This window comes from Algoriphagus sp. (assembly GCF_024305035.1).
Classification (GTDB): Bacteria; Bacteroidota; Bacteroidia; order Cytophagales; family Cyclobacteriaceae; genus Algoriphagus.
Genome location: NZ_JAMWZB010000008.1, coordinates 1 through 24,394, shown reverse-complemented (window position 1 = coordinate 24,394; position 24,394 = coordinate 1). Strand labels below are relative to the sequence as shown.

At 39.0% G+C, this 24,394-nt stretch carries 19 protein-coding genes; 10 read left to right on the top strand and 9 right to left on the bottom strand.

Annotation, left to right across the window (positions count from 1 at the left end):
- Positions 1-80 precede the first annotated feature (80 nt).
- A complete protein-coding gene (locus Q0L00_RS05770; RefSeq protein ID WP_297335918.1) occupies positions 81-452 on the top strand; it encodes a response regulator in 372 nt (123 codons plus the stop codon).
- Between the two features lie 73 nt (positions 453-525).
- Positions 526-1,116, top strand: coding sequence for a porin family protein (locus Q0L00_RS05765; protein WP_297335917.1), 591 nt, complete (start codon positions 526-528; stop codon positions 1,114-1,116).
- A 66-nt stretch (positions 1,117-1,182) separates the two neighbouring features.
- On the opposite strand, the gene Q0L00_RS05760 is transcribed toward Q0L00_RS05765, so the two are convergent.
- The 8 genes from Q0L00_RS05760 to Q0L00_RS05725 all read right to left on the bottom strand — a co-directional run bounded on the left by Q0L00_RS05760 (position 1,183) and on the right by Q0L00_RS05725 (position 11,693).
- Positions 1,183-3,687, bottom strand: coding sequence for a glycosyl hydrolase (locus Q0L00_RS05760; RefSeq protein WP_297335916.1), 2,505 nt, complete (start codon positions 3,685-3,687; stop codon positions 1,183-1,185).
- A 94-nt stretch (positions 3,688-3,781) separates the two neighbouring features.
- A complete protein-coding gene (locus Q0L00_RS05755) occupies positions 3,782-4,948 on the bottom strand; it encodes a hypothetical protein (RefSeq protein ID WP_297335915.1) in 1,167 nt (388 codons plus the stop codon).
- Positions 4,945-6,069, bottom strand: coding sequence for a hypothetical protein (locus tag Q0L00_RS05750; protein ID WP_297335914.1), 1,125 nt, complete (start codon positions 6,067-6,069; stop codon positions 4,945-4,947). Before Q0L00_RS05750 ends, Q0L00_RS05755 begins: the two co-directional genes overlap by 4 nt.
- Positions 6,069-7,271, bottom strand: a complete 1,203-nt coding sequence (locus Q0L00_RS05745; protein WP_297335913.1) for a hypothetical protein — start codon at positions 7,269-7,271, stop codon at positions 6,069-6,071. Before Q0L00_RS05745 ends, Q0L00_RS05750 begins: the two co-directional genes overlap by 1 nt.
- 16 nt (positions 7,272-7,287) lie before the next feature.
- Entirely contained in the window at positions 7,288-8,352 is a 1,065-nt protein-coding gene (locus Q0L00_RS05740; RefSeq protein WP_297335912.1) for a DUF6340 family protein, read from the bottom strand.
- Between the two features lie 74 nt (positions 8,353-8,426).
- The gene (locus Q0L00_RS05735; RefSeq protein ID WP_297335911.1) at positions 8,427-9,131 is read right to left on the bottom strand and encodes a gluconate 2-dehydrogenase subunit 3 family protein; all 705 of its coding nucleotides are present in this window, start codon (positions 9,129-9,131) and stop codon (positions 8,427-8,429) included.
- 3 nt (positions 9,132-9,134) lie between these two features.
- Positions 9,135-10,877, bottom strand: a complete 1,743-nt coding sequence (locus Q0L00_RS05730) for a GMC family oxidoreductase (RefSeq protein ID WP_297335910.1) — start codon at positions 10,875-10,877, stop codon at positions 9,135-9,137.
- A gap of 126 nt (positions 10,878-11,003) precedes the next feature.
- Positions 11,004-11,693 carry an arylesterase gene (locus tag Q0L00_RS05725; RefSeq protein WP_297335909.1) on the bottom strand — a complete coding sequence of 230 codons (690 nt, stop codon included), beginning with the start codon at positions 11,691-11,693 and terminating at the stop codon, positions 11,004-11,006.
- 266 nt (positions 11,694-11,959) lie between these two features.
- Here Q0L00_RS05725 and Q0L00_RS05720 point away from each other — a divergent pair, with 266 nt between their 5' ends.
- From Q0L00_RS05720 to Q0L00_RS05705, 4 genes are all read left to right on the top strand, one after another.
- On the top strand, positions 11,960-12,637 hold the full coding sequence (locus Q0L00_RS05720; RefSeq protein WP_297335908.1) for an ABC transporter ATP-binding protein: 678 nt from the start codon (positions 11,960-11,962) through the stop codon (positions 12,635-12,637).
- Positions 12,630-15,152 (top strand): FtsX-like permease family protein, encoded by a 2,523-nt coding sequence (locus Q0L00_RS05715; protein WP_297335907.1) that lies wholly within the window; start codon positions 12,630-12,632, stop codon positions 15,150-15,152. Before Q0L00_RS05720 ends, Q0L00_RS05715 begins: the two co-directional genes overlap by 8 nt.
- A gap of 600 nt (positions 15,153-15,752) precedes the next feature.
- A complete protein-coding gene (locus tag Q0L00_RS05710) occupies positions 15,753-16,460 on the top strand; it encodes a hypothetical protein (protein WP_297335906.1) in 708 nt (235 codons plus the stop codon).
- 911 nt (positions 16,461-17,371) lie between these two features.
- Positions 17,372-18,580 carry a site-specific integrase gene (locus Q0L00_RS05705; protein ID WP_297335905.1) on the top strand — a complete coding sequence of 403 codons (1,209 nt, stop codon included), beginning with the start codon at positions 17,372-17,374 and terminating at the stop codon, positions 18,578-18,580.
- A 16-nt stretch (positions 18,581-18,596) separates the two neighbouring features.
- Here Q0L00_RS05705 and Q0L00_RS05700 read toward each other — a convergent pair whose 3' ends face one another.
- On the bottom strand, positions 18,597-19,238 hold the full coding sequence (locus tag Q0L00_RS05700) for a hypothetical protein (RefSeq protein WP_297335904.1): 642 nt from the start codon (positions 19,236-19,238) through the stop codon (positions 18,597-18,599).
- Positions 19,239-19,320: 82 nt separating this feature from the next.
- Between Q0L00_RS05700 and Q0L00_RS05695 the strand changes: the two genes are divergently transcribed.
- The 4 genes from Q0L00_RS05695 (at position 19,321) to Q0L00_RS05680 (ending at position 23,923) form a co-directional block, all read left to right on the top strand.
- Positions 19,321-19,569: a helix-turn-helix transcriptional regulator gene (locus tag Q0L00_RS05695; RefSeq protein WP_297335903.1), complete on the top strand. Its 249-nt coding sequence runs from the start codon at positions 19,321-19,323 to the stop codon at positions 19,567-19,569.
- Between the two features lie 424 nt (positions 19,570-19,993).
- Positions 19,994-20,536 carry a hypothetical protein gene (locus tag Q0L00_RS05690; protein ID WP_297335902.1) on the top strand — a complete coding sequence of 181 codons (543 nt, stop codon included), beginning with the start codon at positions 19,994-19,996 and terminating at the stop codon, positions 20,534-20,536.
- A gap of 166 nt (positions 20,537-20,702) precedes the next feature.
- Positions 20,703-21,767 carry a hypothetical protein gene (locus Q0L00_RS05685; RefSeq protein WP_297335901.1) on the top strand — a complete coding sequence of 355 codons (1,065 nt, stop codon included), beginning with the start codon at positions 20,703-20,705 and terminating at the stop codon, positions 21,765-21,767.
- A gap of 17 nt (positions 21,768-21,784) precedes the next feature.
- A complete protein-coding gene (locus Q0L00_RS05680) occupies positions 21,785-23,923 on the top strand; it encodes a hypothetical protein (RefSeq protein ID WP_297335900.1) in 2,139 nt (712 codons plus the stop codon).
- Positions 23,924-24,394 lie beyond the last annotated feature (471 nt).

Here is a 24,394-nt window from a genome sequence, read left to right as displayed (position 1 = left end):
GTGATTTAGCTGGCTTTTAATCAGCACTTTACCTATATTTAAACGCTTTTCAAATCAAATTAACTGTTTTTAATACCATCATGAGAGTTCTAGTCGTCGATGATAATGCCCTTCACTTATTGATTTTGCGAAAGATTTTTGAAAAATCGGCAGCAACCGTGGTGATTGCGAATAATGGAAAAGAAGCCCTGGATGAATTGCGTAAAAATCCAGGGTTCAATGTGATCTTGACTGATATCATGATGCCTGAAATGGATGGATTGGAATTTTTGAGCGAAGTGAAAAGTAATAGTGTCACACATGGTATACCCGTCATAGGTTTTACTGCCGGAGATGTGGATTATTACAGGCAAAAAACACCTATACCTTTTGATACGCTTGTTCCAAAACCAATTGATTTCTGGGAATTGTATAATTTGGCTAAGGCCAAAGCCACTTCCGCGCTGAATTAACAAAGTCTGGCAGTAGAATTGCTAATTTTTCTGAAAGCATTTCGTTATAGTTTTTCATTAAACCTTTACTGCTATGAAAAAATTACCAATTATTTTATTGTTGTTTGTGCTATCACTTCCAGCATTCAGTCAAAATTTCGGTTTTGGAATTAAGGGGGGATTGAGTAGTACGGAAATCGATTTTGAATCCGATCAATTTGTTCCCCAAGGCGCACAGACGGGGTATCACTTGGGTGTTTTTGCAAGACTAGGAGGCGCGGGTTTTTATGCGCAGCCAGAACTTCTTTTTACCCAAACCAGTGGTGTTTTTGTATTGGATCCGCAAGGTTCAGGGTCAGAACGTTATCAGGCGGATTTCAATAGACTTGATATTCCAGTTATGCTGGGAGTAAAAATGTTTAAACTGTTACGCCTACAAGCGGGTCCGATCGCCAGTATCAATGTGAATTCCAATCTGGAAGATGCTAGCGGAACCGTCCGTGATGTAGATTTTAATTCCGCTACTTTAGGTTATCAAGCAGGGGTAGGTGTAGATTTTGGGAATCTTTTTATCGATGCCAAATATGAGGGAGGCTTAAGTAAAGTAACCGAAAATATCGCTGGATTTGGAACGGATAATCGCTTAAACCAATGGGTCTTGTCGGTAGGTTTTAAGCTCTTTTAGCCGGTAAGAGGTTAATTGAAAAAGCCCGAAAGATCATCTTTCGGGCTTTTCATTATCAAATGGGTCTTAATCCATTACTTTTTGATCAGGGGTTGCCAATTCGTGGATTTGTTCCAATTCGACCAGGTAAACACTTCTGCCATGTGTGCCAATGACCAAGTCATTTTCTCTTTCTTGAATCACCATATCGTAAATGGCGACATTGGGGATTTCACCTTGGAAGAGATTCCAGTTATTTCCTCCGTCCATGGTGACATAAAGACCGTGGTCAGTTCCTAGATAAAGGATAGATGGGTTGAGATGGTCTTCCAAAATGATATTGGTAGATTCTTCAGGTAAATTCCCTTTGATCGATGTCCAAGTTTTACCGTAGTCAAAGCTTCGGAATACATAGGTTTTAAATTCATCATAGCGATAGCCATTTAGCGTGAGGTACACCAGGCCCTCTTGATGTTTGGAGGGAGCGATAGAACTCACCCAACGATCTTGTGGAAGGCCTTCATTGAGAGATTCCCAGCTCCCCCCATTAGTGCGAGTAATCCAGACATTTCCATCATCTGTTCCGGCATAAAGTGTACCGAATTCGAATGGAGACTCTTCCACCACAGTTAGGGTCGCAAATGGTACATTTCCACTTTTTTCATGTTTTGTCAAATCCGGAGAAATGGTCGTCCAAGTGCTTCCTTGATCTAGACTTTGGTACACATACTGCGAACCCATATAAATAATATCCTGATTGTGATGGCTCAGACGGGCAGGAGTACGCCAATTCCAACGGTTGGGATCATTTCCTATATCATGTCCTGGGGTAATTCGTTTTCGCTCTCCTGAGGATTTATCAATTCGAAAGTAATTGCCAAACTGAAAACCCGTGTATACGATATCATTGTCTCGCGTATCGACAGCTACGACCATTCCGTCACCGCCCATCAAGGATTCCCAGCGATCAGCAGGGTCATTCTTGGAACTGCCAAACCAAACCCCGTTGTCCTGCATACCCCCATAAACATTATAAGGAGTGGCATTATCCGTCATGATGGAATAAAATTGGGAAATAGGCATTTGAGTATTTAAGTGATCCCAGCGGGCTCCACCACCATAACTTCGATACAGGCCTCCATCGTTTCCGAGTAAAATATGCTTTCCATCTTTAGGATTGATCCACATGGCTTGATGATCGGAGTGTGGTCTGCCGATAGAGTCGGTTCTGGTAAAGTTTTTGCCTCCGTCTCGAGAGACTAGAAGGGGAACTCCCAACACGAAAACCTCATCTTCGTTTTCGGTTCCGACTCGAATTTCGCCAAAATAGTAACCGTAAGTATTGTATAATCTACTCAAGTCGGATTCGGATACTTTTTTCCAGGATTTGCCGGCATCTTCCGAGCGAAACACCTCTGCTCCGATGATCGAAGCATTGGTCAATGCGGCATTGGCATCATTTGCTTCTTTGTTGTAGTCCGCGATCTGTACGGTGGTGATTTTGCCAGTTTGTAATTGCCGTTTAATTTCTTCAGCGGTATAGTGACTGGCAAACTGATTTCTTCGTAAAAAAGAATTCAACCTTTTTTCCTCTAATCCCAAAGCATCGGCAACTGACATGGATTTAAAGTCTTCAAAATTCAGTGGGTTTTCTTCTTCCTGTCTTCTTTGGCGAGGCTCTTGAGGCTCTTTATCGGATGGTCCTTGATTGTCATGAAGGGCATAGACTACATTAGGATTACTTTGGGCAAAGTCAAAACCGATTCGACCGACAAATTCATTTTGGGGGAAACCCTCAACTGCTTTTTTCCAGGTTTTCCCTCCATCCTCAGATCGCCAGATCGCAGATCCATCTCCATTTCCTACGAAATCATGTGCTTGTCGGAATCGCTCCCAAGAGGCAGCTAATAAAATATCGGGATTCTTTGGGTGAACTTTAATGTCGATGATCCCGGTATTATCGTCGATGTAGAGCACCTTTTCCCATGTAGAACCTCCATCGGAGGTCATGTAAAGTCCACGTTCTTTGTTTTGAGAATAAAGTCCGCCCATGGATCCCACCCAAACGATGTCGGGATTGGTGGGGTGAATCTGAATTGAACCGATATGCTGTGAATGTGGTAAACCCATGAACTCCCATGTTTTTCCAGCATCTGTGGATTTATAAACCCCAGAACCTGCATAAGTAGATCGGCTGGAGTTATCCTCGCCAGTTCCTACCCACAGGATGGTATTGTCAGATGGAGAAAGCGCCATATCACCGATTCCTAACGCACTCTGATGATCAAAAATCGGGATAAACGACTGACCGTTGTCTTCGGTTTTCCAGACGCCACCCGATGCGGCAGCGATGTAAAAGGTGTTTGGGTTTTGGGCTACTTCCAAATCCACGATTCTGCCGGACATATTGGTTGGGCCGATATTTCTAGCTTTGAAGTCTTTGAGTGGGGTGGAGGCAAATAGTGCTCGGTGTTTTTCGATCGCTTCCACCAATTCTTTTTCGGTAGTGGGTTTGATTTGCTGAGCAGAGGCTGTGCCCATCAATAGCATTCCTGCTGCAGCTAAAATCAGGTAGGTCGATGATTTTTTCATACGGATTCATTTGATCAAGTTGGAATATAAGCATAAGCGGGCAAAACCGAATCAGCTTTGCCCTCCAATGGAAAAGGAAAAAGATAAGTGGTGCTTATTTGTTCACCAGCCTTGTTTTATAGATGACTGAGTAGTCGTTTTCCGCTTCAGCAAAATTAAGCGAAAACCAAATTTCGTCCTTGGAAACGTATTTGTTTAAGGTTCCTAGAATCTCGGGTTGATCAATCAGGGGGCTAAGTTGAGTACCGTCGAAGAGCACAAAGCCTCCGGTGTTGTATTTTTCCGCTTCTTCAAAAATTTTTTCGAAGTCACTTCCTCCAGCGGAAATGACTTCATTGGCCACCTCGTCTGTTAATCCAGAGAGGTATTGGATTAAAAACTCGTTATCCTCAGTTGGAAATAAGGAAAGATTTATACCCAAGAAAAAATCTCTCAAATTGAAGCTTCCATTCGATGGCTTATCTTCAAGTTTTCTTTCAATAAATTCCTGATATGGAATAATTTTCACATTGGATGGGCTATCCAAGTTTGATAAATGATAGGTGAATAGTTTCGGCTCATTTCTGAAGAAAATAAAAAGTGAATCACCAACTATTTTAAAAGTGGGGTAGTAGTCAATGCTTCCAAAAGCTTGAGTTTCGCTGCTATATTTAGATTCTGCCGGAAAAGGAATTGAAGGTTCAAATTCTGCTGAGTTTAAATCTAGTATTTCTAATCTTGTAGATTTTTTTTGGAACTCAATACCCTGTGAACCCGAATCACCGTATCTTCCAGGAAGATACAGATAAACTTGGCTGCCTACCACATCATGAATTTGGTTGAACGGCACTACCAAATTTGTTGCGCCGGTAAAATCTGGTTGATAGGAATCATTTAAGGAGCCAGAAATCGAATAGGATGCTAATCCTCGTGTACCGGGAATTAAAATAGTTTGATTATCCAAAAATTTACCCAAACCAGCTCTATTTCCAGGAATAGCTTGCGGATCATCTCCATTTCGGTAGTATTTGTATTTTACTTCTCCTTCTGGATTGGTCACGAAAATCGTATCGGTATTTTGATCGATCATCAAATAGTTTTTTCCATCCGGGCTGATGTCCATGAGAAGTAAATTACCCAAATAATCCACAACCAAGGAATCATAAATCTCAAATTTTAAGCTTTGTTCGCTTAGCGGAGCGGTGGGTTCTTCTTTACCGGTTTTACAACAGCTGATTAGTATGGCTAAAAGGACTGAAAAAAGAATGAAGTTGAATTTCATTTGCGTTTCAATTGGAGTTTATAAAAGGTTAAATAATCCTGTTCTTCCCCAATATATTCGTCATCGCGTAGGGCGTAAAAGGATTCATTCAAGGATTCAATAGTTAGGATAAATCCCACTTTTTTGGGAATTATGACCTCAGGTGACCAGCCCTTTTTGGGATGATAAATTTTAAGGTATTCATTCCTGAATTCTGGGTATCGGTAAAAGTTTTTGCGTTCTTTTAATTCATTTTCAATAAAGGGTTCGCTCTCGATTCCGCCTTGATAGTTGACGATTAGATGATTGGGATCACTGTAGATTGCTAGAATGGAGGCCTCATTTAACTGCATTTCTTGCTGGTAAGTTACTGGTTTTTTTTGCCCGGGAATCTGAACAAACTCGGAAGGTTGAAAGTCAAGGGTTCGAATCCATTTGACCGAATCTCCCAGAGCATAAACATGAACAAGTGGTTCATTGGAGAGGGTGAGGTACAGACTGTCATTTTCTATGGTGAAATTGACATCCGGCCTTCCGAAATAATCATCAGAGCTAAATTTGGAAGTTGGAGGAATCCTTACAATGGATCGGGTCTCTTTTTTTTCTAAATCATATACCTCAAGTAAGGGGTGATCTCGATAGAAAAAATCTTGGTAGGGGCTGGCGCCATTGCGTCCTGGATACCAGAGAATGATCTTACTTTTCCATACTTCAATGTTCGTTCGGTTGTAAGCTCCCCCTCTCGCTTCTCCCATGAAAGGCATTTCAAGTACATCGATCAATTGAAGATCCTTGTTCAGTCGGTAAATTCCACTGAAGGAAGAGGTTCCCAAGTACCCATTTCTAATGGGGTAAATCGTAGCTAAAAATTGAATGCTACCTGGCCCTTCTTGTGGAAAAGTCTTTTGGTTTAGGATTTTTCCAGTACTGTCAAATTGCACCAAGGTAGTACTCATAATATCTTTGATTATCCCCACCCCTTTTGAAAATGTTCCCTCCCGGATTTGAGCCATGTAATCGACTTGGATGGAATCCAAAATCTCCAATTGCCAAGTATTACTTTGTTCACTGATGCTGTTTTTTTCCTGTTTACAACTAAATAGACAAAATGAACATAAAAAAAACGCAGTTGTGAACCTCATTAATAATCTAATTTGTATGCATAAAATCGCACAAAATCTTCTTCTACTTCTTCTGAAGGGGCTTTTTGGAACCAGAGGAAATCTCCTCCTGCTGAAAGCCCTCCATCATTTACCCCTTCGGGAAAAGGTAGGTTAGCCAGGAATTTACTGGTTTTTGGATCAAAAATCAGGAGTCCCTTGGCTGCATCTTGTTCCAATTTTTCGAATAATAATTCTGCTTCTTCTTCATTTCCTGACATCCAAATTTGCTCCGCTTCTTCTGTGCCTATTGGGTCTAAGCCTCCAAAATAGTGAATAACCAAAAGATCTTTTAAGCGATGTATATTCCGAATGGCGGGTGTGCTTCCATTTAGGGAGACGGTGCCTTCCTGGAACTCGCTTCGCGCTTTGAGAACTAATTCCTGAAACCCGGGTATATTCATCAGGATGGTCGTATCTCGCTTAAATTCATTTTCTGAAAACTGATAAACGTGTAGTTTTGGGTCTGCCCCCAAGCTGAGGTACAGTCTTTCCTCCATCCACTCAAAAGCGGGTGTATAATCACTAAGGATGTAGCCATATCCATTTTTGAACAAACTTTCTTCCTCAAAAGGAATAATTTCCCGGGATGCTCCGGATACAACATCAACCCATTCCAATGCTCTAAATCGATCATAAAAAGCCTGCTCGCCTGGATAAGTTTCTCTGGATCGTACGGATTTTGGGAGTAAATAATTTTTCCCATCCCACTGGGCAGTTTCGATTGATTTTCCTTCGGTAGGCATAAAACCCACTCCGCCCACCGATTCTGGATGATCGATTTTCTTAACCAAATCGCCAGTGAGATTATATATAAATATGCCGCGCATTCCTACCAAAGCAATCTGGTTATTTCCCAAGAAACCTGGCAATTCCATCATAAACCCATAAGCATCGGGAGTGTCCTCTTTCTTTGAAAAATTCCCCAAAAGCTGTCCATGTTGATCGATGGAGATAATTTGGCTGGAAGCGTAATCGTAAAATAGAATTTGGCTACCATCTTCGCTGACATCTGAGAGGATAGGATTACCCAAAATTTTATAATCCGTGGAATCTACTATTTGAAGTTTAATTTTGGCTTCAGAGTAAGTGTTTTCTCCCAGGTTTTGGTCAATCTTCTTCGAATTTTCATTTCCGCAGGCAAATAAAAAAAAGACTGCAAAGGTGTAAAAAGTAGATTTCATGGCCGAAAAGTTGAGCTTAATTATTTTGGAGTTGTTGATTCAATAAGTTCGCATTTTGAATTTCCTGATCCAAGGTTCGTACGTAGTTTTTTGCTTTTTTTAACCCATATTCCGTATATGCCCTGCCAGCCCAATCTTTGGCTAAGTCTAGGCTGCCCAGTACTTCATAACCTACAGCAATATTATAAAGTAGCATGCCGCCGGTCTTTTCGTCGGCATTGGGTAAAGCGGACTCCCAAGTTTGAATAGCTTGTTCCCATTGATCCACTTCGGCGTATCGAGCTCCTTCTGCCACTGCAGGATGAGTCTTTGATTTGGGGAAAAAGCCACGGTCGACATCTACGTACATGGGGGCAATTTTGGTAGCATATCCAGCTCCGGCCAACTCGCCAACGATCCGGGTGGCTTCTGCTTTTGCAATCAACAGCGCCAAAGCTTGGGTTTTGGTTTCTGCTTCGGCTGACCAGGTATTCGTTTTTTGAAAGCGCTGCTGGTCAATAATGCTCTTCTGAAAAGGATCATAGAGGCGAAAACCGGCAGATACATTTGCAATTCCCTCAACCCCAATTCCTTTGACTTCAACAGTACGGGCATTCGTTCCCTCTCCTACGCTTTTTTTGATGAGTTTTTCTTGTTCAGTGGTCACAAAGTCTGCATTAAAATTTTCCAAAACCAATACGGCGTCTGCCTGGTATTCCGCACAAAGCCGCTCAATGGTGTACCAATCTAATGGATGGGGAAAAATCTGTCCAAACATTCCCCCAGTTAGGCGTTGATTGGCCCTGACTACCTGGTATCGTGGACTGGTGTTTAAGGTCTGCTGTAGCGAAGAAAGTGTCGCCTCGATCGAGTTTCGAACTTCAAAAGGAAGCTCTCCGGTAATTAATCCTTCAATGACATTGATAACTTCATTTTGAGGCTTGGTTCGATCGACAATGACTATTTTTTGGATTTCGGGAGAAACGCTGACCGCTGCAGGAACCAATCGGGTCATGGTTACCGTTTTCGAGCAGCTGGAAAATTGGAGGACTAATCCGATGGAAAGGATTAGGTTGAGGATTTTTCGAAAAGTTGTTTTCATCGTGTGGGTTGAATTTGAAAAGTTACTACGAAATAAAAAATCCACGGTTGCTTCCCGTGGATTTTTTGTCAGTTTTAACCAATTATATTCCCCTGTTCATCCCATTGGACCACTTTGGCTCGGTCTTCTGGTTTGAGATAGAACTCTTCATATTGGCTGGGGTTGGATAAGCCGTGTTTATCCAATACTTGCTGCGGAATTCCGTCCCAGACGTTGGGAGTATTTCCTTGGTATCCCATGTACTTCCATCCTGCCTCAGTTGTGAAGTATCCGGTGCAAGTCAGGTTTCGCAGTAAATTAAACCACTTTACTCCACCTTCATAAGCAGGATCGGCTTTGTCTGGCCAAGCGACCAGCTCAACGATTTCAATGACTTGGTCTTTGGAAAGTTCGTTGAAGGGTTTTCCAAATTTTTCATCCGCTTCGAAATCCAGCCACATCAACCCACCCCGCATGGGAGTTTGATAGCCGGGCTGGTCCAGCATCATGAAATCCATGAAATCAGTCACATTTAATTCTGTGGCTGCGGGGGATTCTGAGTCGGCAGGCATAATAATATCGATTAGGGTATCAAGTTTTTTTCGCTCTTCTTCTGTAAAAAAAGAATCAGCCAAAAGCTTAGCATCTCGTTCTTTTTCTTCGGCAGTGCGGGCACCTGGAGTCCCTCCTTCCAATAGTTGTCCGGTAGCAATTTGCTCCTCGGGTTCACAACCAGTCATCAATAAGCCAGCTCCGATTGAGCCAGTGAATAGCAATTTGAGGTTTTCTCTTCTGTTCATGGCTTAAATATTTTTTTGTTTCAATTGATCCACGATGTAATCTGAAGTTCTCCAAGACAAAGCCAAAATGGTCCAAGTGGGGTTTTTGTCTGCTTGGGAAACGAATGGTCCAGCATCCACCACGAATACATTATCGCAGTCATGTGCCTGACAATTCGAATTAACAACCGATGTTTTGCGATCAGTACCCATTCGGGTGGTCCCTACCTCGTGGATGATTCGACCAGGAGCTGCAAGTCCATATTTTGACTCGGGTCCTGGTTTGTTTCCCAGAAGGATTGCCCCGGCATTGGTCAAAATCTCTTCGAAAGTATCCTGCATGTGTTTGGCCTGCTTGATTTCTTGATCCGTCCAATTGTAATTGAATCGAAGTACAGGAATTCCATATTTATCGACGACGTTAGGGTCGATTTCGCAGTAATTATCATAGCGAGGTATACTTTCTCCCCGACCTGACATTCCCAGCGTAGAGCCATAGATCCGGCGAATGTCTTTTTTCAGGCCTTCTCCATATCCGCCGTTTGGACTTGGGTTGCCAAATTCATCCTTGATGTATTTCCGCATGCTGTCCATGCTCATTCCGGTTCCATAGGCTGGCTGTCCCATTCCTCCCCAATATTCGATGTGATAACCGCGGGCAAAATCAAGTTTTTTATTATCTAGCCACCAAGGAGTATACATGTGCATTCCGCCCACGCCGTCTTCATTGTAACGCTCCCGGTCGATTAGGTCAGGCATGATTCCCATTCGGTCCGCACCGGTGGAGTCATGGAGGTACCGACCTAAGGCATCGGAATCCCCTCCAATTCCGTTAGGGTGAGACTTGGATTTAGAGTTCATCATTATTCTCGCCGATTCACAGGCTGAGGCGCCAAGAACGACTACTCGCGAACGAAGTTTGTATTCTTTCATGTCCAGCTTGGATACAAAAGAAACGCCGGTGGCTTTTCCTTGGTCGTTGGTGGTTACTTTTCTGACCATCGAATGGGTAAATAAATCAACTTTACCTTTTTTCATTGCAGGATGTACCAGACATGTTCCTGCTGAAAAATCTGCATAGGCTTGACAGGCTCGGTTACATTGATTGCAGAAAAAGCAAACCCCGCGTTCATTGTTGATGGGCCTAGTCAACATCGAAAGTCTTGAAGGAATCATCGGTATAGCTGCTTTGTCTGCACCTTTTTTGATGAACAGCTCGTGAAGGCGTGGTTTGGGAGGGGGAAGGAAGAAGCCATCTGGTTCGTTATAGATTCCTTCTTTGGTGCCAAAAACACCGATTAGCTTATCGACTCGATCGTAGTAGGGTTTTAAATCCTCGTAACCTATGGGCCAATCGTCCCCAAACCCATCAATACTAGCTCTTTTGAAATCATTTGGACCAAAGCGAAGGGAAATTCTACCCCAGTGATTGGTCCGACCACCGACCATTCGGGAGCGAAACCAGTCGAACTGGGATCCGTTTTTACGGGTATAGGGTTCCCCTTCAATATCCCATCCTCCGATGGCTTGATCAAAATCTCCAAATGGGCGAATCCTGGTGCCCGCTCCTCTTCTTGGGGATTCCCATGGTGGTCTTAGTTGGGTTCGGTCTTCTTCTTTTGCTGGATCGAAATCTCCTCCAGCCTCAACCACAGCTACCGTAAGCCCTGCTTCCGAAAGGACTTTTGAAGCCATTCCACCTCCTGCTCCTGAACCTACGATGATCACGTCATAGCTATCAGGAGTTTCTTTGATTTGAAAGCTCATTTTTTAAAAATTTTAATGAAGTTGAAAATATAGGGTAAAAAAATAGATGATGAAAATACTACTTATTTAAAATATGGATGGGCGGTTGAAAATAATTTTAATCGATTTAAAATAAGTCTGTATTTCTTAAATTTCTTTAGCAATGAAGGGCCAGACTGTTTCGAAAACGATCTGGTGACCTTCATCGGTTGGATGAATGCCATCGGGTAAATTTAAGTTTGGATCTCCGGCTACTCCTTCAAGTAAGAAAGGGATCAAGGTTACCTTTTTTTTCTCGGCTATTTCTGGATAAATCGTTTGAAATTCCTGCGTATATTCCATGCCCATATTTGGAGGGATCTGCATTCCTGCCAAGATGATTTTTGTCGAAGGGTATTTCGTTCGAACCTTGTCGATAATCTTTTCCAGATTGGACCGGGTTTCAGTTAAAGCTATTCCTCTAAGCCCATCATTCCCACCCAATTCCAATACGAAAATAGAGGGCTCCTCTTCCAGAAACCAATCCAGGCGATTTAATCCGCCCGCAGTAGTTTCACCACTTAATCCCCCGTTGATCACCCGATAATTCAATCCCAGACTATCAATACGCTGCTGGGTCAACCCTGGAAAAGCATCGTCTTTTTCTATTCCATAGCCTGCCGTTAGACTATTTCCAAAGAAAAGTATAGTCTTTTGGGAAGTTGGATTGGTAGATTCCTCAACTTCTTCCTTAGGTAAGTCTTGTGCTGTTTTTTCATTGGAATTAGTACAGGCAAATGCCAGTAAGAAAGCAAAAGCTGTAAATAATAAGGACAAGGTTGATTTTATTTTTATCATCGGTTTATTTAAGAACTATGGTATTCCACTCGAAGATGGATCATTTTGAGCGGCTAATTACTTTAGAGAATTGTTTTTTTTATTCACAAGTTCAAAAATCATACAGATTTTGAGCCGATCATCGTCTTAAAGTCCGATAGTGACCCGATTTTTTTGTTTCTTGTCAAATCAGAAATTCCAGAACCTAGGTATGTTAACCCAGGTATGTTAACAAAGGGTTGGGCTTTTCGTTTGAGAAGAAAATCATCTGGCATCTTACTAGTAAAATGAATATACTTTCCATTCAAAATTTGAGCAAAACCTACCAAAGCGGAAGCAGAAAACTGACTGTTTTGGACGATGTGAACTTTGACCTTGCTATCGGGGAAACGATCTCCATTGTTGGGCCCTCCGGGAGTGGCAAAACTACGCTTTTGGGCTTGTGTGCAGGATTGGATTCTGCTAGTTCCGGCTCGGTGGTTTTAAATGGAGCCTCATTGGAAAAACTCTCAGAGGATCAACGTGCTGCTATCCGCAATCAGCATGTAGGGTTTATTTTTCAAAATTTCCAGTTATTGCCCACACTTACTGCTTTGGAAAATGTGATGGTACCGCTCGAACTAAAAAGACGAAAAGATGCGCGAACTAAGGCCATGGAACTTTTAAAGAAAGTGGGTTTGGGTGACAGGATGACTCATTATCCGACGCAACTTTCAGGAGGCGAGCAGCAGCGGGTTTCCATAGCCCGAGCCTTTGCCAATGAACCCAAGATCCTTTTTGCAGATGAACCGACGGGGAATTTGGATACCGAAACCGGGGAAATGATCGAACGTTTGATATTTGATTTAAATAAAGAAAAAGGAACCACTCTGGTTTTGGTTACCCATGATACCGAACTGGCCGCCAAAACACAGCGAATTATTCACATCAAGGGAGGGAAAATACAGGAGGATAATCATGCCTGATTTTGCGTGGATTCTGAAAATGGCCCTTCGGGATTTTCGGAAAAATATTTCAAGATTGTTGCTTTTTGTATCTTCTATCGTTGTGGGAATTGCCGCACTGGTAGCCATTAGCTCATTTGGTGATAATCTAACTGCGGATATTGATAATCAGGCCAAAGAACTTCTCGGTGCTGATTTAGTCTTGGAAAACAACAAGCCAATCGGTGATCAGGCCATTGATTCGATGGCTATCCTAACGGCAAGTGAGGTGAATTTTGCCTCCATGGTTGCATTTCCAGAAACAGGAGCTAGTCGCTTAACTCAAGTCCGGGCCCTAGAAGGAGCGTTTCCATTTTATGGAAAATTGGAAACTATTCCCGAATCCGGAGATACGGATTTTAGATCTGGAGGACAAAAGGCTTTGGTAGAAAAAGTTCTGATGGCCCAGTTTAATGCCGAAGTGGGCGATAAAATAAAAGTTGGAAATCTCGAATTTGAAATTGCAGGTGAACTTCAGGGAGTTCCCGGTCAGACTGGAATCACTGCCACAGTTGCTCCCGCCGTATATATCCCGATGGCTTATTTGGAACAGACGGGATTGGTCCAGTATGGTAGCCGTGTAGAGTACAATCGCTATTTTCAGTTTGAAGCCAATACAGATGTTGAAGCCCTGATTGAGCCATTTGAAGAGGAATGGGAAATTGATCGGGTGGATGCGGATACGGTTGAAGACCGGAAACGTTCAACGGGCAGGTCTTTTGCAAACCTATCTAATTTTCTAAGCTTGGTGGCTTTTATTGCTTTGCTTTTAGGCTGTGTGGGAGTGGCCTCGGCAGTTAATGTTTTTGTCAAAGAAAAACTCGCTTCTGTTGCAGTTTTGCGCTGTTTGGGTGTCTCCTCCCGAGACGTTTTGTTGATTTACCTGTTTGAGATTGTGGTTATGGGCTTGGTGGGAGCCATACTTGGGTCTTTTCTGGGCACTGGGCTCCAGTTTATTTTACCGACAGTATTTGCGGATTTTTTACCCGTGGAGGTAAGTGTGAATATTTCTTGGTTATCCATAGGGTTTGGGGTGATTACAGGATTATTTGTTTCCATTCTTTTTGCCCTTTTACCGCTGTTGAAAGTGAGGAAAGTATCACCCATGGCTACGCTGAGGCCAGAAACAGCAGACGCTTCGCTTCTCAAAGATCCGATGCGTTGGCTGGTTATTTTTGGAATTTTGGCATTTATCTGGGGTTTTAGTTATTATCTTCTAGGTCAAATTGATTGGTCTTTTGGCTTTACCGGTTTTGTGGTTTTTGCCTTTGGTATCCTTTGGGGGGTGGGGCAATTGATCATGTGGTCGGTCCGAAAATTCCTTCCGATTACACTCAGATATACCATACGTCAGTCTTTGGCAAACCTTTACCGACCCAATAATCAGACAATTTCACTTATTGCCACCATAGGGTTAGGTACGGCGATGATCAGTACACTTTTCTTTCTCCAAAGTCAGCTTTTGGAAGAGGCAAAATTTGCTGATGAAGAAGATCAACCCAATTTGTTGATGTTTGATATTCAAACTCCACAGCTTGATGAAGTAAGGAAAAAAGTGCTCAGCAGAAATCTCAAAATCATCCAAGAGGTTCCCATTGTGACCATGCAGCTCAATGAAATCAATGGAATCGATAAACGGGAAAACGAAGCGTTACCTGATGAGGAAAACTACTCCCGCTGGATGTATAATCGGGAATACCGGGTGACCTATCGAGATACGCTGATTGAGACCGAAAAGCTGGTAGAGGGAGAATTAATCCCCGTAGGAGCTCGTGGAGACTCTATTTTTGTGAGTTTGTCCGAAGGGTTTGGAGGTGATCGGATGAAAATTGGGGATGAAATCGAATTTAATGTCCAAGGCAGGCCGATTAAAACTTATATTGGTAGCTTTAGGGATATTAAATTCAATCAGGTTTCAACCAATTTTGTGGTTTTGTTTCCAGAAGGAGTATTGGAACAGGCACCCAAGTTTCATGTAATTATTACCCATGCCAATAATGACCGCGAATCTGCGGCAATCCAATCAGAAGTGGTCCGGGAATTCCCAAATATTTCTGTAGTGAACTTAGGAGCGATCGTGGAAACGCTGGAGGATATTTTAAATAAAATCAGTTTTGTAATCCAGTTTATGGCCTTGTTTAGCATTGTGACTGGGATACTGGTTTTGATCAGTTCATTGATCATCAGTAAGTACCAACGAATGCGCGAAAGTATTCTTCTTCGGACTCTAGGAGCGGATTCGGGCACAGTGAGTAAAATCAATACGCTGGAATATTTCTTTTTGGGAAGTTTGGCCTCTTTATCTGGAATTATTTTATCCTTTCTGGCCACTTGGCTATTGAGCGTATTTGTTTTCGAAATGAGTTTTAGACCCGCATGGGCAGCTGCTTTCGGACTTTATGCAACCATTACCATACTTACCATCGTTTTAGGCTGGCTCAATGGCCGGAAAATCATCAATCAACCTCCGATGGAGATTTTAAGAGGTAATGGATAAAGCATAAAACTGACTGATCTAATCATGGGGTTTGGGAAATTGAGCCTACCCCAAAGCCAAATTGCTTTCATAAATTAACTAAGTATAAAGCAAAGATTTGGATCTTCTAATCAAAGAATTGGTTATGGAAAATCCTAAAATTGTTTTGTGGAAGGTACGAAGGAGGTTCTTTTTTCAGATAAACTAAAGGATTGTTTGATTTCTGTTTTTTACCGGCCCAATAAGCATAGGCGAGGTCAGCTTTTTCCAATAACCAATCTTGCCCCTGATACTTTTTGGCAAATGATTACTTTCCCGGCTTTCTAGTTCAATGGGTTTTTAGGCCAATTTTCGAAGAGCAAGAAAAAGAGAGTCAAGAAGCAGTAGAAAGAAAAAGCTAGAACTGGAAAAACTTAAATTTGATGTCAAGAATTCCAAGAGGATTTACAAGGCCTATTGGCGGATGTTTGGATTTGTGTTGGTTGGTTTTGTTTAAGTCATGATTTGTCTTGTTGTATGGCTTTTAGAGGAGCCGGGATTGGAAAAGTAAGAGCGATGCAGACTTTAAAAGAGATGCATACTTTTTGAAACACTTTGGGTAGTTTTGGGTGAATTTAACTGATGCCCACTTTAAATTTACCAAACTTGGACCAAGAACATGGATTTTATTTGAAGCCCAAACAGGATCAGGTTTGGATTCAGGTAAAAATTGGATTTACTACTTTTTTGACTTTACTTTTGGTTTTTATCATTTGTTGGATAACTGGATTTTTTCTCCCTTTGATCATCATCGTTCCCATCACACTCTCCCTTGTTGCTCCTTTTTTTGATGTGCCTTCGTTAAAAAAGACCGGTAATTTGGTTTATTATTCTCCTTTATTCCTGGCAGAAAAGCCTAAAAATGGAAAGATAATCATTCATGGAGGAACCCTGTTTGACTATGTTTTTGTGATCGACAGAAAACTGAGTGGAAGGAAAAGAATGAACATGATCCTCCTTCTTTATCTTCAGGGCTTAGATCAACTCATTGATCAGCTTCAAAAAGAGAATAAAAGGAATCTAATCCTACGGGGCACCAGCTATATAATCAATGAGAGGACTGCCCAGAAATTGGGATTCCGAATTGTTCAGACTGATTTTTTGCAGAAATGTATTTTAGTTTACAATTACTTTAATCTTATGCTCTCTTATTCCATTGCAAAAGGGAAATGGACTTTTCCAAAACTGGGTGAGACCAAAACTTTTGAGGCGAATCTTAATGAACTGATTGAGCGCAGGGATTTTATCAAAGACTGGAAGGGGAAATTAACGGATAGACAATTTGTCTAGATTTTGGGCGAGCTCTTTTGGTGCGGTTTAAAAATGGGCAAGACAGCATGAGAGAATTGGCGATCTTGTTTTGACAGGTAAATTTTACCCTGAAGGGTGAGGGTTTTGATAAAAAGACCTTTAGTAACATTGTTTTTTTGAGGACCGACATCAATTTTAACGTGTTGCGATCCTAAGCATTGAAAGGGCCGGGATAAAATTAGGCAGCAGTAATCTTTGCACTTGGAACTGGTCAAGGGTCAAATTATCAGCAAGCGAAATCGGAGAAATTCTCTTTTTTTGGCTCATTTTGAAAAATACTAGAAGCCAGAAAAGCAATTTTGCGCAACTACAAAGGCTATAGTTTCAATAGTCAATCAATTTAGAGCCAATGAATTACAGTTTATCTACCCTTATCTAGTAAATATTTCCTAACTCATCATGATTTATAAAGGGCATCGATGTGATGAGAAATTTAGCAGATAGGTTAGCCATAATCATTTAAATGGCAGTTTGTTCCTGTTTTGTCACTAGAAAAAAAACAACCCCCTTGTAATGTTTTGAAAAACAAGAGGGTTGATTCTTAAAAGTTGTGGAGCTGGCGAGATTCGAACTCGCGTCCAGATAAGGAAACACCGTACCGTCTACATGCTTAGTCACCTGTTGGTTTTTCGACTAGACTATGCTGGGAGACACACCTGAGTCTAGCTTAGCGATTGGGACTTAAGCTTGCTTAATCGCATCACAAGCCGCAGTCTGACCTGATCGACACCTCGGATCCGTCCGGATCAGACCACAGGTGGTGAGATGTGGAAAAGTATTTACGTCATAAATTGACATAAATATCAACCAAACTTCGAATTGACAAAATGTGTCAAAAATGAGTATAATCTGTGATGATGTAGGTGGCTTGCCACTGAATTGCCACTAGAATGTATCGTACAAAATTTGTCCTTAAAAATGTCAGTAAGAGAACTGGCAAAGGTAAAATCGCAATTGAAATCTACTTCTATAAGGATGGCATTCGAGATAGAATGTACTTTCCTACAGGGGAGGAGCTAAACAATAATTATTGGAACAAGGGATCTATTTCTAAATCCTATCCACTAAAAAATCAGCTTTTGAAAAGGCTGGATGAGAAGCATCAGGAACTCAAACAAAAGCTCCATCGATGGGAAAATGAATTGGGATTCCTCAATGCAGACTTGGTGAGAAACAAGCTCTCTGAAAAGTCAAATGCTGAAAAGGATATTCTTACCCTATACGATGAGTTTATGGAGGTGAAGAAGCTGACAGCTAAACACAAAATGGTGATCAAGCTGAATACTATCAAAAACCATCTCAAGATATTCCTTGGCAGTAAGAAAATGTATATCGTAGAATACAACCAAGGTTTTATCAATAAATTGACTCATTACTGGGAACAAAAAGTAGGGCTTCAACCTAATACTATCCACAAGAATTTCAGGTTTATCTTGCTATTTCTGAATTACCTGAGAAAAGAAGGTGTAATAGATTCTGATTTCTACAAAAGCTTCCAATACCCCAGAGCGGTAGAAACCAATACCATCGTCCTGACCAAATCTGAAGTTGTAAAATTGATGAAGTACCATCCAAAAACTGCCTCAGAGAGTAAAGTGAGAGATTTATTCCTAGTTCTGATATTCACAGGACTGAGGTTTGGGGATGCAATTCGGATCAATAGTAGCTGGGTAAGGGGAGAATTCCTTTATATCAATACACAGAAAACAGGAGAGAAAGTATCTATACCTATTCACCCTAAGCTGAAAGAAGTATTGATGAAGTATAATTTTGACTTAGCTCCATTGAAAATCTCCAATCAGAAATTCAATGACTACGTCAAAGACTTATGTGAAGCTGCGGAGATAAAAGATTCTGTGGAGATAGTGAGGCATGAAAAGGGAGTAAAAAAGTACCTGGTATTTCCCAAATTCAAGCTGATAGCCAGTCACACAGGCAGGAGAACCTTTATCACGAATGCTATTCTTGCAGGGATTCCGTTACCCGTGATCCAGAAGATAACAGGGCATAGAAAGCTTACCACGCTTCAGAAGTATGTGGAGATTGCGGATGACTCTAAGAAATCTGAGCTGGAGAAGTTTACGAATTATTTTAAATAATCTATCCAATTAGCAACTACCTCCATTTCTCATTTATCCAATTTGAAGAAATGTAGCCTAGTTTACCTTCAATTTTAATCTTGTGGAATTTTTCATCATACTTTTCAAGAAGTTGATAGTTGTATCTTTTTGTATAACCGATTATTTTACTATTTGAAGATTCTCTAGCTAAAATAGGCATAGAATAAACTGGACTACCTAAAACCACTTTTGTTGGAGCATTCGATTCTTCTCTCTTCCGTTGGGGTGAATAGCTTTTTGGTGGGGCAGAGGATTTATTTTTTAACCTGTTTTCAAAATCCCTTTGAATTTTTTCAAAACTGAATTCAAGCTTTTGAATTTCATATTCTTTAGAAGACAAGTCTCCTTTTAAAATTTCATCGAACTTAGTTGCGAAATCAACTATTTCATTGTTAAATTTTTCATCAAATTCCTCTTTGTAGACCTCAACGTATGCTAATACCTTAGAGTGAAGGGATATTAACTTTTGAAAATTCTCATCAGATTTTTTTGATTTTATTGTTGGAGCAAACAATAGCTCATTGAAAGTCATAGGGTTGTACTTAGCCACAGGCGGCGGAGCTGTGTACCTGTTTACTTGACTGAAACTGCTGAAAGAGATGAAAAATACAAAAGTTGTAAATATTATAAGTCTCATAGCTCAAAATTTTTTTTGCTATTCTAAAGTAGTAACTTTTGAGTGGTAACGCAAGAGTTCGGAATGAATTTGCTTTATCTTTATGAAGAATAAAGATGAGCAGTTCGAGGAATTTAAGCAGGAACAGCTCCAGAAATTAGCTAGTCGGATCAAGGAGCTGAGAATCAAAAAGGGCTACACCTCCTATGAATATTTTGCCTATGATCACAATATCCCAAGGGCTCAGTATGGCAGATACGAAAAAGGGGAAGATTTGAAATTCAGCAGTTTACTAAAAATCTTGAAAGGATTGGATATCAGTTTAAAAGAGTTTTTTGAAGAAGGATTCTAATGAAAAACAAGGAAATCAATTTTTCGGAAGAGGAAAAACACGAAGCACTTCAGGAGCTACAAGATGAGTGGGATTCCTTTAGACCTCCAAGGGAAATTGATGAGCGAATTTTTTACCATTTCTGTTGAGAATAAATCAGTGAATCAAATAGTAGAGTTAATCTGTAAAGAGTTTGATACGAAGGAGTGTTATGCTACCAAATGCTGGTGGTATTCCTCGCTGCAGAAAGACTGCCAAACGAATAGGTCTGAATTTAAACTGTGGAGCATGTAAAGAAGATTGTGTTCCCAAATGATTTCGACCCCCGGGACAGGAGTCAGCTAATTAATAAGAAAAATTCCAAGCCCTGTCAAATTTGAAATCAATAAGAAAGAGGAAGTTTTAAATTAAATTCTTATTTTCATGCCAGATCTATTTTTAGCAAATGCTCCAGGAACTCATCAAAGACCTACAATCCACCTTGAAAAACTACAGTCAGGGACTTACCAAACAAAACCTATTGGTAGATATCCCTTGGACTATGGTAGATGGGGATCTAAATCTTCAGCGACTAATATTCCGAAAGGACAACTCCTTATACATCGTCCGAGAAGGAGAAATCCAAGAAAGTAAGTGGGAGTACCTTCCAGCGATGAACTCTCTGGTGATAGATTTAGGAGGTAAGAAAATCCTAATGAATGAGGTTTTTGCAGATGGAAAGGCTTTGATTTTAAAACGGGATGGATTGGCAATAGATTTTTTATCTTTCGCTAATCAAAACGAATTGCCTGATTTAGAACTTGGAAGTTATTTGAAGTTGATAATTAGCAAAAAATCCAATTCAAAAGAAGGAGAGAAATCTATTTCGGCTCGTAAAAAATCTGAATATGAGCTCAAAAAAAGTCGTGAAGCATTAAATAACATTATTTATTTTTTGCTTTCATTAGTTTTAATGCTAGCTTTTATATTGTATTTATCTAAGAATTAAACAAAATGGCACAAAAACTCAAAAAAATCTTTTGGGCTAAACTTATAATCCACTTAAAAAGTAATGTAACTGGCAAAAAATATTGCAAATATAGCATTTTACCAACTAAAAAAGGAGAAATTGGATTGGTTGAATAGGAATGACTAGTTGTCTAAAAAATTAAAAAATGGAAAGTCTTTTATTTACAATTATAATTATTCTTGGATTAATTATTTATTTTATGAATTATGGTAGAACGATTGATAATAAATCAAGAAATTATTCCGAAAAGTCAAGTTCGGAAAAAGCCTCTACAGCTGCACAAGTTAAATTACAAACTCTGAAAGAGAATTTGAAAGAATTTAAGGATCTTAGAATTAAATTTAATTCCCTAAACTTTGAGTATGAAAATAGAATAAATAATCTACTGAGTGAGATAGATTATTTGCTGTCTTATGAATTCGTAGAGGATTTAAAAGAAAAAAATCCAAATTATAATTCAATAACTCCTGAGGAAATCAATATAGAGAGAAGCTATTTAATACCTCTGATTGAAGATAAAATCAAATCTATAAAAGGAGATTTAGAAATTATTGATAATTATCCTAGTTTGGAAATTAATGAAAATTGGAAAAACCTTAATTTAAACACCAAGAGAAAGTTGGAGAAAGAAGGAATAGGTCCCTCTGATATTGATAATATAGATTTTATCGAAATTAACTATCCTGGAAAAATTAATGATTTGGATTGTTTGGTAAATCTTAAAGTGGTTGAAATTAAAAATAGAAATATAACTCCAAATGAATTCATACATATTTTGAATTTGCCTAATATAGATTGTATTTTTTTGTTAAATGGGAAAATAGATTTTTTTCTCCAGTATAATCTTCCGTCGATAAGTAAGAGTGTTCAATTAGGTCAAGTTTTATTAGATATGAAATCTTATTTATTACTTAGGGAAAAATTCCCTCAATTAGAGTTGAATATGTATGAATTAATTCTTGTAGATGCTAAAATTGAAGATTTAAATGATTTTTTCAGTATGGAGTTATGGAGTTTATATTCTACTGTTGAATTTTTTGCTGAAAAGTACTTGTTGGATAGTGAAGATTTAGATTTTATGATGGGGCATATTTTAAAGGTTCCTCAAAATTTAGAATTTGTCAAATTTACTCACTTAGGGGAAAGTGTAGATATTTATAAATATGATGAGAAGGAATTATTAGACCTTTATGAAGAACTTTATTTATAATTTCATTTTCTTTCTTTATGATCTATTTAAATAGTAAAATCATTAAGCTAAATAAGGGCATAAGGTTCCTTAAGGAATATAGTGGCGAAGTCTGGAACTTTAACCAAGGATTGCCTAATGGAATATTACATAAAAAGTTCACAGGAATTGGGGCTACAACATGTGAAATTGAGGCTCCTAGAAATAGTATTTTAGTATTTCCGACTGTCAGCTTGGCAAAATCTAAATGTAATAAATCTTTAGCTGAAGTAAAAAGATACAAGGAGAATCAGGAGGAGTCTAGTTTTGAATTCTTTTATGTTGGTGGAGGTGTAAAAAATAGTCACATAGAAGAATTTCTAGAAATCAAAGAACCTGAGAAGTTTACAAAATTCTTCGTTGTTGCTGATAGCCTGCCAAGATTGATAGAGATTTTGGGTGAGTCAGCATATTCTGATTACTTTTTGATGGTTGATGAGATAGATACCTTTCAAATTGACACTTCTTATAGGGTGTCATTAGAATATGCAGTTGACTATTTCAAAGAGTTTACAAATAAGTGTGCTTTAACAGCCACATTGATTCCGTTCTCTGACCCAGAATTTGATGTGGATAATTTAGACTATTGGGTAGTTGAGAAAGAGATTGAGGATAAGCCTGATTTTAAAATTATTGAATCCAATTTTCCAGTTGATAAAATTGTAGAAGAGATTATACAATTGATTGATTCGGGAGAGAGAATAGTTGTGGCAATTAATTCTATCTCGAATATCAATAGAATAACAAAAACACTTATCAAAAGAACATCATTAATCAAAGGTGATTTAGGTCTTCTATGTAGTCAATATAGTAAATATGATGCAACTCATGAGCTGGAATGGATAGATGTTCCAGAAAATGGTGAGATAAATCTTCAGCACCAAGTTACTTTTATGACATCAGCCTATTTCATTGGAATAGATATTAAGGATATTTTTCATTTAATTATAGGTAACATTAATTATCGAGAGCATACTATTCTTACTTTTGAGAAAATTTATCAGATTACAGGAAGGGCTAGAAATGGCACTTATTCTACTCAATTAATTTCGTTTCAGAGGTTAGAATTATATAAAGACTTTTTTGATTTGGAAGAAATGAAATCTAGAATTTCTAAGATTAATGAAATATTAGAATTTAGTAAAGGTATTTACCAAGACGGAGAATTTCAAGATGACTATCAATCTTTACAAGTATCAATTTCTAAGACAAAATTAGATGGTCAAGACGGGTTTTTAAGGATAAATAAGGATGGATTTTTGGTTCCTTCTAATTTTACTATAGATTATAAAAATCATTTTTATGAATCTATTCAAGAGTATAATGATGGTTTGGAATCACTTGTTGAAAGACTTGAGGTTTATTTCAATGTTGAAAGGGAAGTTTCATTGAGTGATTCATTTGTTAGTGAAATAGAGTCTTATAAAGGCATTGATTTTATTGATTCTTTTAGCGAAAAGGTTCAAGGTTTATTTAAAGATTTAAGTAAAAGGATTGAAGAGAACAAAGAATGGAGGGTCGGAGATATTTTTAATGTGTATCTTTTTAAGTTCTTGGAGCAACATAAGTCAAATAAAAGGCTTTTTTGTGCAGGACTTCAAATTGCTTTCTTTTTGGATAAAACACAATCTTTAGAGTTGACTAAGAAGGATTTTATAGAATTTAATTCTCCAAAATTTAAGATTAAGGGATTTGGAAAACTTTTGTTACTATTTCAATTTTATTGGAGTTCTGAGTTCAAAAAATTTAAAGGGGAATTTAAGTTAAATGATGAATATTCTGCTATTGAGATTGAAACTAAGATCTCTACATTATATGTTAAATATGAAAAAATTAGGAAATTTTTCATTGAAAAAGAAATCTCTCAACAGGCATATTTAGTTTCTGTTTTATCTCTATTATTTAAAGTAGAAAAAGTAAATAGAAAGTTTGATCCAATAACACGAAAGAAAAGTCCATATAAGTATAAAATCATCGCATTTGAAAGTCCATCATTTGAGAGATTAGAAAATTCTAAAGTTAGCTTATCAAGTAAAAGATATGGAACACCTGTAGAACTATCTGATAAAATGGGTTCCTCAATTAGGTATTTTTTACTTCATTTAGATAGGAAGGATATTGACTACCTTCTTAAATAATTTGGACAGGGGTTAGATTCTTTTTAATAAATATATGACCCCTGTCCATTTGTATACCCCCCTTCAAGCACCACATTAGAGAAAGTCCCCCCGCCAAACTTTTTTGGGGGATAGTCCCCGTATGGGGTCTGCCAGTGTAAAATTAATAGCTCTAATTTTTTACTCAATTGAAGAGTATATCAATAAAAGCAAACAGTGCTTCATTACATTTCTTTAGTCTTGAGCTTACTTTTTTTAAAAGTAGCAAAAGTTCAGTTAATCAGCTTACTGGTGGATATATGCTTACATAGAGGTGGACTAGTTCTGCCTTTTTTTATGCCTATACGCCAAGTAAATCATTATTCACATAATTAATTATGGCTATTATGTCAAATCTAAATTTCAGAAAGGCTGCTCGAAAGCAAGCCAAAATCAAGGTATCCACCCGAGCAACCCCGTCTTTGCTTAGTTTGATTTTTTATTAATGAAAAG

What these genes read in the sequence shown, in the direction of transcription:
- Q0L00_RS05705 (WP_297335905.1), top strand. Translation starts at nt 17,372, where the DNA reads ATGTATCGTACAAAATTTGTCCTTAAAAATGTCAGTAAGAGAACTGGC.
- Q0L00_RS05680 (WP_297335900.1), top strand. Translation starts at nt 21,785, where the DNA reads ATGATCTATTTAAATAGTAAAATCATTAAGCTAAATAAGGGCATAAGG.
- Q0L00_RS05750 (WP_297335914.1), bottom strand. Translation starts at nt 6,069, where the DNA reads ATGAGGTTCACAACTGCGTTTTTTTTATGTTCATTTTGTCTATTTAGT.
- Q0L00_RS05690 (WP_297335902.1), top strand. Translation starts at nt 19,994, where the DNA reads ATGCTCCAGGAACTCATCAAAGACCTACAATCCACCTTGAAAAACTAC.
- Q0L00_RS05755 (WP_297335915.1), bottom strand. Translation starts at nt 4,948, where the DNA reads ATGAAATTCAACTTCATTCTTTTTTCAGTCCTTTTAGCCATACTAATC.
- Q0L00_RS05700 (WP_297335904.1), bottom strand. Translation starts at nt 19,238, where the DNA reads ATGAGACTTATAATATTTACAACTTTTGTATTTTTCATCTCTTTCAGC.
- Q0L00_RS05715 (WP_297335907.1), top strand. Translation starts at nt 12,630, where the DNA reads ATGCCTGATTTTGCGTGGATTCTGAAAATGGCCCTTCGGGATTTTCGG.
- Q0L00_RS05765 (WP_297335917.1), top strand. Translation starts at nt 526, where the DNA reads ATGAAAAAATTACCAATTATTTTATTGTTGTTTGTGCTATCACTTCCA.
- Q0L00_RS05740 (WP_297335912.1), bottom strand. Translation starts at nt 8,352, where the DNA reads ATGAAAACAACTTTTCGAAAAATCCTCAACCTAATCCTTTCCATCGGA.
- Q0L00_RS05760 (WP_297335916.1), bottom strand. Translation starts at nt 3,687, where the DNA reads ATGAAAAAATCATCGACCTACCTGATTTTAGCTGCAGCAGGAATGCTA.
- Q0L00_RS05710 (WP_297335906.1), top strand. Translation starts at nt 15,753, where the DNA reads ATGCCCACTTTAAATTTACCAAACTTGGACCAAGAACATGGATTTTAT.
- Q0L00_RS05745 (WP_297335913.1), bottom strand. Translation starts at nt 7,271, where the DNA reads ATGAAATCTACTTTTTACACCTTTGCAGTCTTTTTTTTATTTGCCTGC.
- Q0L00_RS05735 (WP_297335911.1), bottom strand. Translation starts at nt 9,131, where the DNA reads ATGAACAGAAGAGAAAACCTCAAATTGCTATTCACTGGCTCAATCGGA.
- Q0L00_RS05770 (WP_297335918.1), top strand. Translation starts at nt 81, where the DNA reads ATGAGAGTTCTAGTCGTCGATGATAATGCCCTTCACTTATTGATTTTG.
- Q0L00_RS05720 (WP_297335908.1), top strand. Translation starts at nt 11,960, where the DNA reads ATGAATATACTTTCCATTCAAAATTTGAGCAAAACCTACCAAAGCGGA.
- Q0L00_RS05685 (WP_297335901.1), top strand. Translation starts at nt 20,703, where the DNA reads ATGGAAAGTCTTTTATTTACAATTATAATTATTCTTGGATTAATTATT.
- Q0L00_RS05730 (WP_297335910.1), bottom strand. Translation starts at nt 10,877, where the DNA reads ATGAGCTTTCAAATCAAAGAAACTCCTGATAGCTATGACGTGATCATC.
- Q0L00_RS05725 (WP_297335909.1), bottom strand. Translation starts at nt 11,693, where the DNA reads ATGATAAAAATAAAATCAACCTTGTCCTTATTATTTACAGCTTTTGCT.
- Q0L00_RS05695 (WP_297335903.1), top strand. Translation starts at nt 19,321, where the DNA reads ATGAAGAATAAAGATGAGCAGTTCGAGGAATTTAAGCAGGAACAGCTC.